General features: G+C 71.9%; 15 protein-coding genes. 10 read left to right on the plus strand and 5 right to left on the minus strand.

Going from position 1 to position 16,446, the window contains the following annotated elements:
• Window positions 1-36: 36 nt before the first annotated feature.
• Both KI385_RS15025 and KI385_RS15030 read right to left on the minus strand, forming a co-directional pair.
• Window positions 37-450 carry a peptidase inhibitor family I36 protein gene (locus tag KI385_RS15025; RefSeq protein WP_238572718.1) on the minus strand — a complete coding sequence of 138 codons (414 nt, stop codon included), beginning with the start codon at window positions 448-450 and terminating at the stop codon, window positions 37-39.
• Window positions 451-958: 508 nt separating this feature from the next.
• Complete coding sequence (locus tag KI385_RS15030) at window positions 959-2,560, minus strand: MFS transporter (RefSeq protein ID WP_238572719.1); 1,602 nt, start codon at window positions 2,558-2,560, stop codon at window positions 959-961.
• A gap of 115 nt (window positions 2,561-2,675) precedes the next feature.
• Between KI385_RS15030 and KI385_RS15035 the strand changes: the two genes are divergently transcribed.
• The 7 genes from KI385_RS15035 to KI385_RS15065 all read left to right on the plus strand — a co-directional run bounded on the left by KI385_RS15035 (window position 2,676) and on the right by KI385_RS15065 (window position 10,741).
• The gene (locus KI385_RS15035; protein WP_238572720.1) at window positions 2,676-3,335 is read left to right on the plus strand and encodes a TetR/AcrR family transcriptional regulator; all 660 of its coding nucleotides are present in this window, start codon (window positions 2,676-2,678) and stop codon (window positions 3,333-3,335) included.
• A gap of 257 nt (window positions 3,336-3,592) precedes the next feature.
• Window positions 3,593-4,807: an alpha/beta hydrolase gene (locus tag KI385_RS15040; protein ID WP_238572721.1), complete on the plus strand. Its 1,215-nt coding sequence runs from the start codon at window positions 3,593-3,595 to the stop codon at window positions 4,805-4,807.
• A gap of 213 nt (window positions 4,808-5,020) precedes the next feature.
• Window positions 5,021-5,899: a DUF4429 domain-containing protein gene (locus KI385_RS15045; protein WP_238572722.1), complete on the plus strand. Its 879-nt coding sequence runs from the start codon at window positions 5,021-5,023 to the stop codon at window positions 5,897-5,899.
• 114 nt (window positions 5,900-6,013) lie between these two features.
• Complete coding sequence (locus tag KI385_RS15050) at window positions 6,014-7,405, plus strand: sensor histidine kinase (protein WP_238572723.1); 1,392 nt, start codon at window positions 6,014-6,016, stop codon at window positions 7,403-7,405.
• On the plus strand, window positions 7,402-8,082 hold the full coding sequence (locus KI385_RS15055; RefSeq protein ID WP_238572724.1) for a response regulator: 681 nt from the start codon (window positions 7,402-7,404) through the stop codon (window positions 8,080-8,082). The genes KI385_RS15050 and KI385_RS15055 overlap by 4 nt, the downstream gene beginning before the upstream one ends.
• Window positions 8,083-8,258: 176 nt before the next feature.
• Window positions 8,259-9,425, plus strand: a complete 1,167-nt coding sequence (locus KI385_RS15060) for an alpha/beta hydrolase (protein ID WP_238572725.1) — start codon at window positions 8,259-8,261, stop codon at window positions 9,423-9,425.
• A gap of 65 nt (window positions 9,426-9,490) precedes the next feature.
• Window positions 9,491-10,741: an acyltransferase family protein gene (locus KI385_RS15065; RefSeq protein ID WP_238572726.1), complete on the plus strand. Its 1,251-nt coding sequence runs from the start codon at window positions 9,491-9,493 to the stop codon at window positions 10,739-10,741.
• 193 nt (window positions 10,742-10,934) lie between these two features.
• On the opposite strand, the gene KI385_RS15070 is transcribed toward KI385_RS15065, so the two are convergent.
• Window positions 10,935-11,951 carry an aldo/keto reductase gene (locus KI385_RS15070; RefSeq protein WP_238572727.1) on the minus strand — a complete coding sequence of 339 codons (1,017 nt, stop codon included), beginning with the start codon at window positions 11,949-11,951 and terminating at the stop codon, window positions 10,935-10,937.
• Window positions 11,952-11,957: 6 nt separating this feature from the next.
• Complete coding sequence (locus tag KI385_RS15075) at window positions 11,958-12,446, minus strand: MerR family transcriptional regulator (protein WP_238572728.1); 489 nt, start codon at window positions 12,444-12,446, stop codon at window positions 11,958-11,960.
• A 148-nt stretch (window positions 12,447-12,594) separates the two neighbouring features.
• On the opposite strand from KI385_RS15075, the gene KI385_RS15080 reads away from it, so the two are divergent.
• Window positions 12,595-13,416, plus strand: coding sequence for a serine hydrolase domain-containing protein (locus KI385_RS15080; protein WP_238572729.1), 822 nt, complete (start codon window positions 12,595-12,597; stop codon window positions 13,414-13,416).
• Between the two features lie 58 nt (window positions 13,417-13,474).
• On the opposite strand, the gene KI385_RS15085 is transcribed toward KI385_RS15080, so the two are convergent.
• Complete coding sequence (locus tag KI385_RS15085; RefSeq protein WP_238572730.1) at window positions 13,475-14,170, minus strand: pirin family protein; 696 nt, start codon at window positions 14,168-14,170, stop codon at window positions 13,475-13,477.
• Window positions 14,171-14,227: 57 nt separating this feature from the next.
• Between KI385_RS15085 and KI385_RS15090 the strand changes: the two genes are divergently transcribed.
• Window positions 14,228-15,412, plus strand: coding sequence for a PucR family transcriptional regulator (locus KI385_RS15090; RefSeq protein WP_128506844.1), 1,185 nt, complete (start codon window positions 14,228-14,230; stop codon window positions 15,410-15,412).
• 89 nt (window positions 15,413-15,501) lie between these two features.
• Window positions 15,502-16,443 (plus strand): ACP S-malonyltransferase, encoded by a 942-nt coding sequence (locus KI385_RS15095; RefSeq protein WP_238572731.1) that lies wholly within the window; start codon window positions 15,502-15,504, stop codon window positions 16,441-16,443.
• The last annotated feature ends 3 nt before the right edge of the window (window positions 16,444-16,446 follow it).

The raw sequence follows: 16,446 nt of genomic DNA on the forward strand, positions 1-16,446 counted from the left end.
CGATGGTGCGTGAGGGGGTGTCCGCGGGCGCCCGGCTCAACGCTCCCAGACCTTGAACGCCCTTACCTGGTACGGCGATCGGGGCACCCAGCTGCCGCCGCCCGGGTAGGTGTCGAACTCGGCGGTCTCGGCGCATTCCACGCTCTGATACGTGGTGACCGGCCGGCCGGTGCGGTTGGCGAGTGAGGCCGCGCTGCTTCCCTCGGGCAGCGGGACGCAGCTCTCGATGTCGGTGTCGGGGAGCTCGTAGGTCCGCCGCTCACCGCCGAAGTCGGCCTTCGGCCAGACGCACAGCTGGCCCGCCGCGCAGTCGCCCGAGGCGGCACCGGTACGGCCGCCGGTGGCCGCGTGCGCGGCCGGGGTGCCGAGGGCGGGCGGGACGGCGAGCGCCGCGGTGAGTGCGGCGAGGCCGGTGATGAGCGCGGTGGTGTGGGACGTACGCAGACGCATAGGAATCGCTCCCCCGTGGAGTACGACGATGGCGTCCCGCGGTGGGCCGGATGCCCGCGGCGGGTTCTTCGCTTCCGAGCTTTGCGAGGGCGCGGCGCGGTTGCCAAGGCCGTGGCGGAGGTCCCACCCGGATCAGGTATGTGGATGAGCGGGACGGCTCGGAGCGGGGCCACGGGGCGCGGTGTTGACGCGGGCCGGGGCGGCGGGAGCGAGTGCGGAACCGTTCCTCCCGGGGCCTGCCAGGTGTCGGTGTCCGGGGGTGGCGCCCAGGAGGCGGCAGGTCGGGCGGTTGGTTCCCCTGTTGCCTCATCCGGATGAGGGATTCGCCCCCGCGGCAGAGGCCAACTACCGCCGGGCGTACGGCGGGTGGCCCGGACAGCCGTCCAAAACGACCGGTTGACGGGACAACGCGACGGCGCGCGGCCGGCCGAGGGATGCTCGGGCCGGCCGCGCGCCGGGATGCTGCGGGTGGTGCCGGGTCGTACCGGCGTGAAGCGTGGGGCGCCGGTCAGATGTGGCCGACGCCGGCGCCCGACTCGGCGTTCGCGCCGCGCTTGGTGAAGACCGCGACGAGGGCCGCGACGATCGCCACACCGCAGGCGACCGTGAAGGCCAGCCCCATGCCGGACACAAAGGTGTCGTGGGCGACGGAGGTGATCTTCTGGGCGAACTCCGGCGGGGTGCCCTTCGGGACCGGGGCGATGCCGGCCGAGACGGCGTCGGACAGCTCGGACGCCTTCGCGGGCGGGACCGGCGGGAGGCCGGCCGACTTCCAGTTGCCCGGGAGCTCGTTGTCGACGCGGGAGGCCATCACCGCGCCGAGCACGGCCGTACCGAGGCTGCCGCCGACCTGCATGGCGGCCTGCTGGAGACCGCCGGCGACCCCGGAGAGCTCCATCGGGGCGTTGCCGACGATGACCTCGGTGGCGCCGACCATGACGGGCGCGAGGCCCAGGCCGAGCAGCGCGAACCACACGGACATCGGTCCGGTGCTGCTGTGGGCGTCCAGGCCGGACATGCCGTACATCGCGACGGCGGTGAGGACCATGCCGCCGACCAGCGGGATCCGCGGGCCGAACTTGGTGATCAGGGCGCCCGCGAGCGGCGAGCCGACGATCATCATGCCGGTGAGCGGCAGGAGGTGCAGACCGCTGTCGACGGGGGTCATGCCGTGCACGTTCTGCAGATAGAACGTCACGAAGAACAGGCCGCCCATGAAGGCGAAGGCCATCAGCACCATCAGGACCGTGCCGGCGGTCAGCGGCAGCGAGCGGAACATCCGCAGCGGGATGAGCGGTTCGCGGACCTTGGTCTCCAGGACGGCGAACAGCGCGAAGAGGACCACGGAGCCGATCAGGAAGCCCAGGGTCTTCGCGTCGCCCCAGCCCCATTCCGACGCCTTGATCAGCGGCCAGATGAGGCAGAACATCGCTCCGGAGAGCAGCATGATGCCCGGGATGTCGAACGAGCGGGGGGCGTTCTCCGCGCGGTGGTCCTTGAGGATCACCAGGCCGAGCACCAATGCCAGTACGCCGACGGGGACGTTGATGAAGAACACGGACTGCCAGCTGACGTGCTCGACCAGCAGTCCGCCGACTATCGGGCCGCCGGCGGTGGAGGCGCCGATGACCATGCCCCAGATGCCGATCGCCATGTTGAGCTTCTCGGCCGGGAACGTGGCGCGCAGCAGACCCAGCGCGGCGGGCATCAGCAGCGCGCCGAACAGGCCTTGCAGTACACGGAAGATGATGACCAGCGCGACCTCGTGGGAGAACCCGATGGCGCCGGAGGCGGCGGCGAAGCCGAGGATGCCGATGAGGAAGGTCTGGCGGTGGCCGAAGCGGTCACCGAGCTTGCCTGCCGTGATCAGCGAGACGGCCAGGGCGAGCATGTAGCCGTTGGTGATCCACTGCACATCGGCGAGCGAGGCGCCGAGGTCCTGCTTGATGGCCGGGTTGGCGATGGCGACGATCGTGCCGTCCAGGGCGACCATCATGACGCCGATGGCGACGGAGAAGAGGGTCAGCCACGGATGGCCGCGCAGCCCCTTGGGGGGCTCCGGTACGGAAAGTTCCGGCGCGGCAACGGCGACCGGGGTCTGAGAACTCATACGACGAGGCTAATGTCAGTCGCTGACAATTGACAAAGCATTTCATGAGTCGGTGACTGTCATCTCACTCACAGGTAATCTGAGCAGCGAGAACACCAGGGAAAGGCGGCGCAGGATGGCGACCCCGACGCCGCAGACGGCACCCACAGGCGGCCTGCGCGAACGTAAGAAGCAGCGCACCCGCGACGCCCTGATCCGTGCGGCGCTCGAACTGTTCACGGAGCAGGGATACGACGCGACCACGGTCGACGAGATCGCGGAGGCGGTCGATGTCTCCCAGCGCACGTACTTCCGGTACTTCGCCAACAAGGAAGATGTCGCCTTCGCCGTCCAGGAGATGGTCGAGGCCCGCTTCCTGGAGGAGCTGAGCGCGCGGCCCGCGGCGGAGGCCCCGCTGACCGCCCTGCGCAGCGCCGTGATGGTGGCCTGGGACGAAATCGGCAGCGCCATCGAGTCGGTGATCCCGTTGGAGCTGCACATGCGCTCGTACCAAATGATCGAGTCGACACCCGCGTTGGTCGCCGTACATCTGCGGCGCTCCTCCGAGCTGGAGGAGCAGATAGCGCGGTTGATCGCCCGGCGCGAGGGGCTGGACGTGGACACCGACCCGCGACCGCGGGTACTGGTTGCCGCGTTCAGCGGGGTGATGCGGGCGGCGGGCAAGGTGTGGGGCGAGGGGCCGGACTGCAGTGTGGCGTCCATCCGCGAGCTGACCGAGTCCTATCTGGACCGCATCGGGCCGGCGATCGCCGACGACTGGCGCTCACACCCGTAGGCCGATGCGGTGCGGCGCTCTCAACCCCCTTGCGGCGGGCGCCCTCCACAGCCCCGTAAGCCGGCGATCATCGCAACCCGTTGTAGCGGGCGCCCACCACTGCGCGATCATTCCTGCGCCCGATGAGATTGCGCCTGCACGACTGAGCGCCGGATATCGACGGCTCGTGTCCGTTTTGGTCGAAATACCCACCGTGAAACGTGAGATCACTCACGGCCGGAGCAGGCGCCCTGTCGCGTCTCCTAGGGTGGCTCGCGGTGAATTCATTCCCGGGCCTCGGCCCCTCCTCCGGTTTCCTGCAGTCCACCGCCTGGCGCGCCGCACTCGCCTTGGTGGTGGTGTTCGTGATGCTTGCCATGACCGGCTGGACGGCCGTCAGAGGTACCAAGCAGGACGCAAACCCGCTGGTCACCGCCAAGGCCGCCTGGAAGCACGCCACCTTCCTCGGGCGCCCGCTGCCCGACCCCGACGGATCGCCGGCCGCGCTGCGGGCCTTCTTCGCCACGCTCACCCGTGCCGAGAAGCGGCAGCTCGCCGCCCGCTATCCGCTGGCCGTCGGCAATATGGGCGGCGCCCCCGTCCAACTGCGCTATCGCGCCAACCGGTTGGCGATCGACGACGCCCGCGCGGTGGAGAAGAAGCGGATGGGCGACCGCCGGCTCACCCCCGTCGGCCGCCAGGAGGCGGGCCGGCTGATGCACCGCCTCGAGTCGATGATGAGCCCGGGTCGGCAGATCCTGGCCTTCGATCCGGCCGGCGGCGGCCGGGCCGCCGAGGTCTTCGGCAACCTCCCCGCGGCGGACCGGGTCTCCGTTGTGGTGCCCGGCGTGGACACCAATCTGTCGACCTTCGAGCGCACCGCGCGGGCGACCACCGCCCCCGTCGGCATGGCGCGCTCCCTCTACAGCGCCGAGCGGGAGGCCCGCCCCGGCACCCGTACGGCCGTGATCGCCTGGGCCGACTACACCTCCCCGTCCGGACTGGGCGTCGGGGCCGCCACCGGGCAGATGGCCGAGGCCGGCGCGGTCCGGCTGCGCGCCCTGGTGCAGTCGCTGCCGTCCTCCGACACCGTCTCGCTGTTCTGCCACAGCTACGGGTCCGTGGTCTGCGGCGTCGCGGCCCGTGACCTGCCGTCCAACGTCGAGGACATCGCGGTGGCGGGCAGCCCCGGCATGCGGGCCGGCAGCCTGTCCGGGCTGGGCACCCACGCCCGGGTCTGGGCCATGCGGGACTCCGACGACTGGATCCAGGACGTGCCGTATCTGGAGGTGGGCGGGCTCGGCCACGGCGCCGACCCGGTCGATCCGTCCTTCGGCTCCCGGATCCTGTCCGCCGACGGCGCCGTCGGGCATGCGGGCTACTTCGCGCCCGGCACCGGTAGCCTGCGCAACTTCGCGCTGGTCGGGGTCGGTGCGACCGGCTCGGTGGACTGCGCGTCCGACGACCCGCACTGCAGCACCGACCTGGCCTGAGGGCCACAGGGCCGCACGACCGGCGGCCGCAGGCATGGCCCGGCGCCCGGGGACGGGCCATGCCTGCGGGAACCGCTCCCGGTGGCGAGGGCGTCCACGGGGCAAGGGACGGAGCGGGTGGCCCGGAGCCTCGTGACGCGCGTAGCTTCGGCAGGCACCTCAAGGTGTCCGGAAGGGGGACGGGCGGGCAACCGCCCGCATACGATGAGTCGCATGGGTGATGTGCTGGCCGGTTTTCATGCCGTCTGGGAGTTCGACACCGACTCCGTACTCATCCGCTTCGAACGGGGGATCCGCAGGCCGAAGCTGTTCCAGGCGCTCGGCGAGCGACGCATTCCGTACGAGGCGTTGAGCTCGGTCGAGGTGACCGAGGGCAGACGCGGCACGGTGGTGCTGCATGCCGTGCCCCGGCACGGCGCCGATCCGTTGATGGAGGCGGCGAACGGGCAGCTGAAGGAGGATTCCGACCCCTATCGGCTGGTGTTGCCGGCCGAGCGCGAGACGCTCGCCGAGTTCTACGCCGACGAGCTGCGCACGGCACTGGGACCGGCTGCCAAGGAGCCCGCCGACCGCCATCTGGTGGCCGCGCCGGAGCCCCCGCTGCACTTCAAGGCGTATGACGGCAAGGCGTCCTTCGACGGCCGTTCGGTCGCCTTCCGCTGGTTCTGGACGGGTGCGTCGTCGGCGAAGTGGAAGTGCGGCGACCAGACCTTCACGGTCGGCGACCTGGCCGGGGTCGAGTGGCGCTCGCCGGAGGTCTTCAACGGCTATCTGCGGCTGCTGGAGCGCGGGGCGCGCGCGCCGGGGCCTGGCGAGGCGGACCAGGACCCGGCCGCCGTGGTCTTCGGGCTGGGGTACGGCCCGGTCCATGAGTCGCTGCCGTTCGCGGCCGCGGTGCTGCAGGCCGTGCGCGCCGCGGAGCCGGAGGAGACGCCGGACGGTGAGCCGGTGCGCCGGCGGACCGGGGACGCGCGCCGGGATCCGGCGGATATCGCGGACCGGATACGGCACCTGGGCGAGCTGCACGATGCGGGGCTGCTGACGGACGACGAGTTCAGCATGAAGAAGGCCGAGCTGCTGGCGGAGCTCTGAAGCGCCGGTGCGGGGCCGATGACCGGCCCGGGGGCTCATACCGTGGTACGGGGCGAAAGCCCGGACCCTGGTATGACGCCCCGGTGGCCGCGCTTTGCTTACATTGAGTCCGCGATGACCGGACGATCACTGACCCCAGCACACGAGCCCGGCCGCGGCCCCGGGCCCGAGCCGACCCGCAGCAGGGTGCTGCGCGCCGCGCGGCAGGCGCTGCGCGTCCTCGCCGTCGAGCTCGGCACCCCGACCGAACCCGGCACTCCGTTGTTCGGCAGCGTCCAGAATGCCTGGCTGCGCCGCCTGCCGTACCTCGTCGCGTTCGCCTTCGCGGTGTCCCTGCTGCCGACGACCATCCACGTCCTCAACCACGACTACGGCATGAACGGCGGACTGACGGGTGCGCTCGCCACCGCGCAGACCGTGCCGCTGCTGCTCGCGGTGACCCGGCCGTTGCAGGCCTGGTGGGTGATCTTCGCAGCCGATGTCGTGTGCGCCCTGGCGCTCACCGGCGTCGACGGCGTCGTGGGCCGCGCCTGGCCCTGGCCGCCCACGGTGATCGTCGGCTATCTCGCGCTGATGCTGGCACTGTCCCTGCGCGAACGCCGCCGCACGCTGATCGCCGTCTGGCTGACGACCGGTGTGGCGGGCATCCTCTCCGAGGCGATCACCCCCGAGGGCAGCCAGAGCACCTGGGTACTGCTGTTCGTGCTCTCCGGTGTGATGCTGATGATGGGCGCCACACTGCGGGAACGGGGCGACGCCCAGCGGAAGTTGATCGAGCAGGAGACCATCAGCGAGGCCGAGCGGGCCCGCCGTACGCTGCTGGAGGAACGCACCCGTATCGCCCGCGAGCTGCACGATGTCGTCGCCCACCACATGTCGGTGATCACGGTCCAGGCCGACAGCGCCCCCTACCGCATCAGCGGGATCCCCAAGGAGGCCGAGGAGGAGTTCGGGGCGATCGCCGCGACCGCGCGCGAGTCTTTGGCGGAGATGCGCCGGCTGCTCGGGGTGCTGCGCAGCGAGGAGACGGAGCGGTACGGCGGCCCGGAGAAGGCCCCGCAACCCGGGATCGCCATGCTGCCGAAGCTGATCGAGGGGACCGTACGGGCCGGTGTGCCGGTCGAGTTGACGCTGCCCGAAAATCCGGTGGCGCTCGAACCGGCGGTGGATCTCTCGGCGTACCGCATCGTTCAGGAGGCGCTGGCCAATGTGGTGCGGCATGCCCCGGGCGCGCGAACCCGGGTGTCGCTGATAACAGGGACGAACGGGTTGCGGCTGACGGTCCTGGTCGTCAACTCCGCGCCGCCGGCGCCGTCCACGCCGCTGGAGACCACCGGTACCGGCCATGGTCTGGTCGGGATGCGCGAGCGGGTGCGTCTGGTGGACGGCTCGCTCGACACCGGGCCGCTGCCCAACGGCGGCTTCCGGGTCGCAGCCCTGCTCCCCCTCTCGCCACCGCCCTCCTCAGCGTCTCCCCTCTCAGCGAAGGATTCCGACTCCGTATGACCACGCGCGTGATCATCGTCGACGACCAGGCCATGGTGCGGGCGGGGTTCGCCGCACTGCTCGCCGCACAGAGCGATATCGATGTGGTGGGCGATGCGCCGGACGGGGTGCAGGGTGTGGAGCTGAGCCGTCGCACACACCCCGATGTGGTCCTGATGGATGTGCGGATGCCGGAGATGGACGGCCTGGAGGCGGCCCGCCGGCTGCTCGATCCGCCCATCGGCGTCACCCATCGCCCGAAGGTGCTGATGCTGACCACCTTCGACATCGACGACTATGTCTACGAGGCGCTGCGCGCGGGCGCGTCCGGGTTCCTGCTCAAGGACGCGCCGCCGGCCGATCTGATCTCCGCGGTCCGTGTGGTGGCGGCCGGTGAGGCGCTGCTCGCGCCCTCCGTGACCCGGCGGCTGATCGCCGATTTCGCCCGCCGGCGACCGGCGCCCCGCAAGGACCGGGCCGCGCTGCGGCTGAACGGCCTCACCCCGCGCGAGACCGAGGTCCTGGAGCTGATCGCCCGCGGTCTGTCGAACCAGGAGATCGCCGATGCGCTGATCCTCGCCGAGCAGACCGTGAAGACCCATATCGGCCGGGTGCTGGCCAAGTTGGAGCTGCGGGACCGCGCCCAGGCCGTGATCTACGCGTACGAGTCGGGGCTGGTGGCCCCCGGGGAGCGGTAGGGCCGGCACCCCTTCCCAGGGGTCCCGATGGCCGCTCCTCCTTCCTGAGGACGAGGGGCGGCCCGCACCCCCTACCCCGGTATCACCCCGGAGTTGGCTCCGCGGTGTGACGTCACGTCATACACCCTCTTCCTACGTTTCCCTCCGCCACACCAACGGAAGAGGGAGACGCCACCATGTCCCTGCTGCGAACCGCCGCCCGACGCGGCAAGCGCACGCTCATCAGCGTCGCGCTCGCGCTGACCATGGCCGCCGGAACCGGCGGCTGGGCGGCCGGTTCCGCGCAGACCGCCGTCACCGGCCCCGCGCCCGGCGCCGCCGCCTGGCGCGCCGACCACTCGCTGGGCGTCCGGCTGCCGGATCCGGCGACCGCACCCCCCGTCGACGTCGCCCGCTTCTTCGCCTCGCTGACCGATGCCCAGCGGCAGACACTCGCCGCCCGGCATCCGCTCACCGTCGGCAATCTCGACGGCGCGCCCCTCACCCTGCGGTACGAGGCCAACTCCCTTGCCCTCAAGGCGGAACGGGACCGCCAGCTGGCTCGCGCCACCGACCCGGCCGGCACCCTCCAGGACCACCAGCGGGCCAGGAAGGCGGCCGACCGGTGCGCCGCGCTGCTCGCGCCCGGCCACCGGATCCTCGCCTTCGACCCGCGCGGGCGGGGTCAAGTGGCCGAGGTCCACGGCGACTTGGCCACCGCCGAACACACCGCCGTGATCGTGCCCGGCTCGGACATCGACCTGGCCTCCTTCGACCGCGCCAAGGACCCGTACGGCACTCCGACCGGCATGGCCAGGTCGCTGCGGACGCAGATGGCCGCCGACGCGCCCGGGACGCGTACCGCGGTGATCGCCTGGGTCGGGTACACCACCCCGGTCGGCATCGGTCCGGACGCCGCGACCGGCCGGCTCGCCGACGCCGGCGCGCCGCGGCTGGCCCGCTTCCTGTCCGGCCTCGCGGCCACCGGCACCCCCGCACCGGCCGTGCTGTGCCACAGCTACGGCTCGGTGGTCTGCGGGCTGGCCGTTCCGCGGCTGGGCCATGGCGGCATCGCCGACCTGGTCGTCTTCGGCTCCCCCGGTATACGCCGGGACAACGTGGCCGAGCTGCACACCTCGGCCCGGGTCTGGGCGGCGCGGGACGCATCCGACTGGATCGGCGACATCCCGAACGTCGAACTACTGGGCCTGGGCCACGGCGCGGACCCCACCGACCCGGCCTTCGGCGCCCGCCGTGTCTCCGCCGAGCGGGCCGAGGGCCACACCGGCTACCTCGCCCCCGGCACGGACTCCCTCCGCAACTTCGCGGCCATCGTGCTGGGCCGGTACGGCCACGTGCGCTGACCCACCGGTCTCCACGCCACGCCCCACCTCCAGGACACCAGGACTCAAGGACTCAAGGACGCCTCATGGCCACTGCATTCCTCGCGCCCCTCGGACGCACGGTCCGCGCGAGCGCCCACCGGACGGTCCGCTCCATCGAGGACCGCACGTCCGCCGACCGCGACCGCGCCATCGACGGGCTGCGCGCCCTGGCACTGCTCGCCGTACCCACCGGCCACTGGCTGCTCGGCGGCTTCGCCCTCGACGCCGACGGCGCGCTGCACAACGCCAGCCCGCTGTCCGTCTTCGGCTTTCTCTCGCCCGCCAGTTGGGTGCTGCAGATGCTCGGCATCTTCTTCCTGGTCGGCGGCCATGCGTCGGTGCTGTCCTTCCGGCGCGCCGCCGAGCGGGGCGGGTCGACCGGCGACTGGCTGCGCGGCCGGCTCGTCCGGCTGGGCCGCCCGGTACTCGGTGTGACGGCCGTGTGGGCGGTACTGCTCCCCCTTCTGTACGGCCTGGGGGTGCCGGAGGCGACGCTGCGGACCGGGGCGACGCTGGTGATCCAGCCGCTGTGGTTCGTCGGCGTGTACGCGGTGATCACCGCGCTGACGCCGTACTGCGTCCGCGCGGCGCGGCGGATGGGCGCCTGGGCCGCGGCTCCGCTGCTCGCGGCGGTGGCCGTGGTGGACTTTCTGCGCTACGGGCCGTTCGGCGACGCCATGCCGTCCTGGCTGAGCCTGCTCAACCTCCTGCCCGGCTGGATGTTCGCCTATCAGCTCGGGGTCTCGTGGGGCGAACGGCGGCTCGGCCGGCGCGCCGCCTGGTCGCTGCTCCTCGGCGGTGCCGCGCTGTTCGCCGCGCTGCTGCTGTTCTTCCACTATCCGGCGAGCATGGTCGGCGTCCCCGGTCAGGACCGGACGAACTCCCACCCGCCGTCGCTGCTGGTCCTGGCCCTGGCCGCGGCCCAGTCCGGCGCCGCGATCCTGCTCCGTGACCGGCTCGCCCGGCTCCTGCGCCGGCCCGCGCTGTGGGCGCCGGTCGTCATCATCAATCTCTCCGCGATGACGATCCTGTGCTGGCACCAGACGGCCATGCTCTCGGCGGCCGTGCCCGCGTCCTTCCTGGGCCCGGTGCCCGGTCTGACGATCGCGCCCGACACCCTCGGATGGCTTCTCACCCGGCTCGCCTGGCTGCCGGTCTTCGCCGCCGCGCTGCTCCTCATCGGCCGTACGACGCGCCGCTTCGAGGCCCCATGGACCGGTGTCACCCGGGCCCGCCGGGCGGTCGCGGCACTCCTCGCCGCCGGGTTCGCGGTCTTCGCGCTGGGGCTGGCGTAAGTCCCCACCGGGGTAAGGGCGTTGGGCCGGGGCGGGAGCCGGGGCCGGGGCGGGAGCCGGGGCCGCGCGCCGTCGCGGCGGAGGATGCTCCACCGCGACCGGCGACCGGCGACCGGCGACCGGCGACCGGCGACCGGCGACCGGCGACCGGCGACCGGCGACCGGCGACCGGCGACCGGCGAGACTACAGGCCCTACTCCCGCCCCGCCGACGTCGACGACATGTCCGCGTACCGCGCCCCCGCGACCTGCCCGGCGATCGGCTCCAGCAGCGCCAGGTCCTCCTCGGTCAGCTCGATCCGGGTCGCTTCGGTGTTCTCCTCGACCCGGGTCCGCTTGCGGGTGCCGGGGATCGGCACGACGGCCAGGCCGTGCGCCGCGGCCTGCTGCTGCACCCAGGCCAGCGCGATCTGGCCGAGCGTCGCACCGTGCGCCTCGGCGATCTTGCGGATCGGCTCCAGCAGCGCGGCGTTGGCGGTCGCGTTGTCACCCGTGAAGCGGGGCTGCATCCGGCGGAAGTCGTCCGCGCCCAGCTCCTTGTCGGCGCTGACGAACGCGCCGGTGAGGAAGCCCCGGCCGAGCGGCGAATACGGCACGAAGCCGACGCCGAGCTCGACCGCGGCCGGCACCACACCGGCCTCGACGTCCCGGCTGAACAGCGACCACTCGGACTGCACCGCCGCGATCGGGTGGATGGCCTGCGCGGCGCGCAGTTCGGGACCGGTCACCTCGCTCAGCCCCAGGTGCTTGACCTTGCCCTCGGCCACCAGCTCGGCCATCGCACCGACCGACTCCTCAAGGGGGACGTCCGGATTGCGGCGGTGCATGTAGTAGAGGTCGATCTCGTCCACGCCCAGGCGCCGCAGGCTGCCCTCGACGGCCTGGCGGATGTAGGGCCGGTCGTTGCGGATGGTGCGCTTGGTCGGGTCGTCCGGGTCGGGGGATATCGCGAACTTGGTGGCGAGCACGACCTCGTCACGGTGCGCCTGGATGAACGGGGCGATGAACTTCTCGTTCTCCCCCATGCCGTACATGTCGGCGGTGTCGTAGAGCGTCACGCCCAGCTCCAGGGCCCGCTCCAGCGTGGCCCGCGCCTCGTCGGCGTCCGTCGGGCCGTAGGCGAAGCTCATGCCCATGCAGCCGAGGCCCTGCACCCCGACCCGCGGGCCGCCGGTGCCCAGCTCGACCGTCTCGATCTTCTTGCTACCCATGAGACCTCAGAACCTCTCGGACGCCCGCCGGGCGTCGGCATAGATATCGATCTTGTAGTCGAGTACGTCCAGCGTGCTCCGCAGCTCCGCTATGCGCTGCCGTACGTCCTCGCGGTGCGCGGTCAGCAGCTGCTCACGCTCGGCGAAGGTGCTCTCGCCCTCCCGCACCAGCTTGGCGTAGCGGACCATGTCGGCGACCGGCATACCGGTCAGCCGCAGCTTGGTGACCAGGCTCAGCCAGTCCAGATCGCGGTTGGTGAAGCGCCGCTGCCCGGTGTGCGTACGGTCCACATGCGGCATCAGGCCTATCCGCTCGTACCAGCGCAGGGTGTGTGCGCTGAGGCCGGTGTGTTCCGCGACCTCGCTGATCGTGTACTTGTCGCGGCCGGTCGGGCGCGGGTGCGGAGGCGCGGTTCCGCAGTCACGCACCCTCGTCGGCAGCCCCCCGGTCGCGGCCCCGCCGCTCGTCACCGGTTCGCTCTGCGTCACCGTCATGCCCCGTCTCCCCTGTTTCGCCGGATGTCGCCCGGCTTTCCCGCCGGATGTCTCTCGACTGCCTCAACGCTAGAGACTTGGAGCGCACTCCAAGCAAGCGCGGATCACGCGCGGACTTGACCGGAATTTGGGGCGTTAGGCTCGTGGCATGCAGAGCCTGCGGATGATCGAGAACTGGCCGGTGCCCACCGCTGCGGCCGCCGTCGTACGAGCCGATGGGTCGGTGGCCGGATCGTACGGTCCCCTGGAGCACCGCTTCCCGCTGGCGTCCGTCACCAAGCCGCTGGCCGCGTACGCCGCGCTGCTGGCCATCGAGGAGGGCGCCGTCGAGCTGGACGAACCGGCCGGGCCCGAGGGGTCCACGGTCCGTCATCTCCTCGCCCACACCTCGGGGCTGGCCTTCGACGAGCAGCGCACGATGGCTGGGCCGGGCACCCGCAGGATCTACTCCAACGCGGGCTTCGAGGCGCTGGGCGACCATATATCCAAGGCGACCGACATCCCCTTCCCGCAGTATCTGCACGAGGCGGTGCTGGCACCGCTCGGCATGACCGCGACGGAGCTGCCCGGCTCTCCCGCCAAGGACGGCGTCTCCACGGTCGCCGACCTGATCCGCTTCGCGGCCGAGCTACAGGCGCCGCGACTGCTGGCGCCGCAGACGCTGGCGGAGGCGACCCGGGTGGTCTTCCCCGGTCTGACGGGTGTGCTGCCGGGCTACGGCCACCAAAAGCCCAACGACTGGGGCCTGGGCTTCGAGATCCGCGACGGCAAGTCGCCGCACTGGACGGGCGCCGCGTCCTCGCCCCGTACCTTCGGGCACTTCGGGCAGTCCGGAACCTTCCTGTGGGTGGATCCGGACGCGAGCGCCGCATGCATCGCGCTGACCGACCGGGCCTTCGGGCCGTGGGCGATCGAGGCCTGGCCCAAGCTGACGGACGCGGTGCTGGCCGAGCTGGCGGGGACGGCCTGACCTGCCCGTACGGCGCTGAGCCAGGCGCGCGGGCCGACGGAAGCGGGCCCGCCGCCCGTCACACGTACCCCGGCTCCGCCGCCATCTCCCACACCAGGCACTCCGCCGCCGCCAGCCCCTTCAGCTCCAGCCCGGACCCGTCGGTGATCCGCGCCGCGTCGCCCGCCTCCAGGCGCTCCTCACCGATCCGTACCGCGCCGCGCACCACATGCACATAGGCGCGTGCGGCGTCCGGGATCGCGGTGCGCTCGCCGTCGGCAAGGCGGCGCAGATGCAGCAGGGCGCCGGCCTGCGGGACGGCGTACGGGGTGCCGTCGGCGATGCCGCGCACCACCTCGTACGACGGCTCTCCGCCGAAGTGACATGAGCCGCTGCCGCCGCGGGCAACGGGCGACAGCCACATCTGGACGAAGCGCAGCGGCTCCGTGGCGTCGTTGCGCTCCACATGCCGGACGCCGTCCGCCGAGCTGAGCCGCTGCAGATCGCCGGGGCGTACGGTGGTCTCGTGCCCGGCCGAGTCGCGGTGGGTGAGCTCGCCCTCGACGACCCAGGTAACGATCTCGGTGTCGCGGTGCGGATGCTCGTCGAAGCCGGCGCCGACGGCCAGCCGCTCCTCGTTACAGGCGATCAGCGCGCCGAAACGCAGGTTGTCCGGGTCGAAATGGGGCCCGAAGGAGAACGCGTGCAGTGACTCAATCCCGGCTTCCGGATCGCCGCCCCGATAGCGTTCATCGCCTCTACGCACCTCAATCATGGGCCCACCGTAGCCCCGCCGCCTCACCTCCCCGCCCCGATAGTGCAGGCTTGTCCCGTGTCTGAACCCGCATCGCGCGACGCGCACCCGCACTCCGCCACCCTCCGGCGCCTGGAGAATTCGTCCGGCAAGCTGGCGGCCGCGGCCATCGCCCGCATGGACGCCACGCTGCCGTGGTACCGCGCGATGCCCCCGGAGAACCGCTCCTGGATCGGCCTGGTGGCGCAGGCCGGTATCGCCGCCTTCACCGAATGGTTCCGGCATCCGGAAACCCCACAGGCGATCAGTACCGATGTCTTCGGCACGGCGCCGCGCGAGCTGACCCGGGCGATCACGCTGCGGCAGACCGTGGAGATGGTCCGTACGACCATCGAGGTCATGGAGGCGGCGATCGATGAGGTCGCGGCCCCGGGCGACGAGTCCGTGCTGCGCGAGGCGCTGCTGGTCTACGCCCGGGAGATCGCCTTCGCCACCGCCCAGGTCTACGCCCAGGCCGCCGAGGCCCGCGGCGCGTGGGACGCCCGGCTGGAGTCGCTGGTGGTCAACGCGGTGCTCTCGGGTGAGGCGGACGAGGGCGCGGTCTCGCGTGCGGCGGCGCTGGGCTGGAACTCCCCCGAACATGTGTGTGTGGTGCTCGGCACCGCCCCGGACGGCGACAGCGAGCTGACCGTGGAGGCGATCCGGCGAGCCGCCAGGCACGCCAAGCTGCAGGTGCTGACCGGTGTGCTGGGCTCCCGCCTGGTGGTGATCGCGGGCGGCTCGGACAATCCGCTGAAGGCCGCGAAGGCACTGATCGGCCCGTACGCCGCCGGTCCCGTGGTGGCCGGCCCGGTCGTCTCCGATCTGCTGGCCGCGACCCGCTCCGCGCAGGCCGCGGCCGCCGGCCTGCGGGCCTGTGCCGCCTGGCCGGACGCCCCGCGACCGGTGCTCGCGGACGATCTGCTGCCGGAGCGCGCGATGGCCTCGGACCCGGTCGCGCGGGAGCAGTTGGTGGAGGAGATCTACAGACCGCTGGAGGAAGCGGGGTCGGCGCTGCTGGAGACCCTGAGCGTCTATCTGGAGCAGGCCAGCAGTCTGGAGGGCGCCGCCCGGATGCTGTTCGTGCACCCCAACACCGTGCGCTATCGGCTGCGACGTGTGACGGACGTCACCGGCTGGTCACCCTCCGATGTGCGCTCGGCCTTCACCCTCCGTATCGCGCTGATTCTGGGGCGTCTGGCTGACGGCGAGGCGCAACTCTAGACTTTTGTCGAACACCAACAATTCCCCCGATGGTTCTTCGTCCTTGTCCCCACGGGCGGGCGGAACCACCCACAAGAGAGAGTGTGAGGGTGCTCGTACTCGTCGCTCCCGGCCAAGGCGCTCAGACGCCCGGCTTCCTGACCCCCTGGCTCGACCTCCCTGGTGTCGAAGACCGGCTCCGTGCGTGGTCGGCCGCCATCGACCTGGACCTGGTCCACTACGGCACGAAGGCGGACGAGGAGGAGATCCGCGACACCGCGGTGGCGCAGCCGCTGCTGGTGGCGTCCGCACTGATCTCCGCGCGGCAGCTGTTCGCGACGGCCGACGACTTCGCCGCGCAGGTCGGCGCGGCGGCCGGCCACAGCGTCGGTGAGCTGGCCGCGGCCGCCCTGGCCGGCACGATCTCCGACGAGGCCGCGATGGAGCTGGTGCGCCGGCGCGGCCGGGCGATGGCCGAGGCCGCCGCCGTCACCGAGACCGGTATGGCCGCGTTGCTGGGCGGCGACGAGGCCGTCGTCCTGCCGCATCTGGAGCAGCTGGGCCTGACGCCGGCGAATGTGAACGGCGCCGGCCAGATCGTCGCCGCGGGCACCGCCGAGCAGATTGCCGCACTGGTCGAGAACAAGCCGGAAGGCACTCGTCGGGTCGTACCGCTGAAGGTGGCCGGCGCGTTCCATACTCACCACATGGCACCCGCCGTCTCGGCCCTGGAATCAGCGACCGCCCAGCTGTCGGTCGCCGATCCGCACACCCGTTATGTCTCCAACAAGGACGGGCAGCTGGTCTCCTCCGGTCAGGAACTGGTGCAGCGGCTGGTCGGCCAGGTGGCCAACCCCGTGCGCTGGGACCTGTGCATGGAGACCTTCAAGGCGCTCGGTGTCACCGCGCTCATCGAGGCGGCCCCCGGTGGCACTCTCACCGGACTGGCCAAGCGCGCGCTGCCCGGTGTGCAGACCCTCGCCCTCAAGACGCCCGACGACCTCGACGCGGCCCGCACGCTGATCGCCGAGCACTCTGCACCGGCCGAATAGGAG

The organism is Streptomyces inhibens, assembly GCF_022221585.1.
Classification (GTDB): domain Bacteria; phylum Actinomycetota; class Actinomycetes; order Streptomycetales; family Streptomycetaceae; genus Streptomyces; species Streptomyces inhibens.

What these genes read in the sequence shown, in the direction of transcription:
- KI385_RS15025 (WP_238572718.1), bottom strand. Translation starts at nt 450, where the DNA reads ATGCGTCTGCGTACGTCCCACACCACCGCGCTCATCACCGGCCTCGCC.
- KI385_RS15030 (WP_238572719.1), bottom strand. Translation starts at nt 2,560, where the DNA reads ATGAGTTCTCAGACCCCGGTCGCCGTTGCCGCGCCGGAACTTTCCGTA.
- KI385_RS15035 (WP_238572720.1), top strand. Translation starts at nt 2,676, where the DNA reads ATGGCGACCCCGACGCCGCAGACGGCACCCACAGGCGGCCTGCGCGAA.
- KI385_RS15045 (WP_238572722.1), top strand. Translation starts at nt 5,021, where the DNA reads ATGGGTGATGTGCTGGCCGGTTTTCATGCCGTCTGGGAGTTCGACACC.
- KI385_RS15050 (WP_238572723.1), top strand. Translation starts at nt 6,014, where the DNA reads ATGACCGGACGATCACTGACCCCAGCACACGAGCCCGGCCGCGGCCCC.
- KI385_RS15055 (WP_238572724.1), top strand. Translation starts at nt 7,402, where the DNA reads ATGACCACGCGCGTGATCATCGTCGACGACCAGGCCATGGTGCGGGCG.
- KI385_RS15060 (WP_238572725.1), top strand. Translation starts at nt 8,259, where the DNA reads ATGTCCCTGCTGCGAACCGCCGCCCGACGCGGCAAGCGCACGCTCATC.
- KI385_RS15065 (WP_238572726.1), top strand. Translation starts at nt 9,491, where the DNA reads ATGGCCACTGCATTCCTCGCGCCCCTCGGACGCACGGTCCGCGCGAGC.
- KI385_RS15070 (WP_238572727.1), bottom strand. Translation starts at nt 11,951, where the DNA reads ATGGGTAGCAAGAAGATCGAGACGGTCGAGCTGGGCACCGGCGGCCCG.
- KI385_RS15075 (WP_238572728.1), bottom strand. Translation starts at nt 12,446, where the DNA reads ATGACGGTGACGCAGAGCGAACCGGTGACGAGCGGCGGGGCCGCGACC.
- KI385_RS15080 (WP_238572729.1), top strand. Translation starts at nt 12,595, where the DNA reads ATGCAGAGCCTGCGGATGATCGAGAACTGGCCGGTGCCCACCGCTGCG.
- KI385_RS15085 (WP_238572730.1), bottom strand. Translation starts at nt 14,170, where the DNA reads ATGATTGAGGTGCGTAGAGGCGATGAACGCTATCGGGGCGGCGATCCG.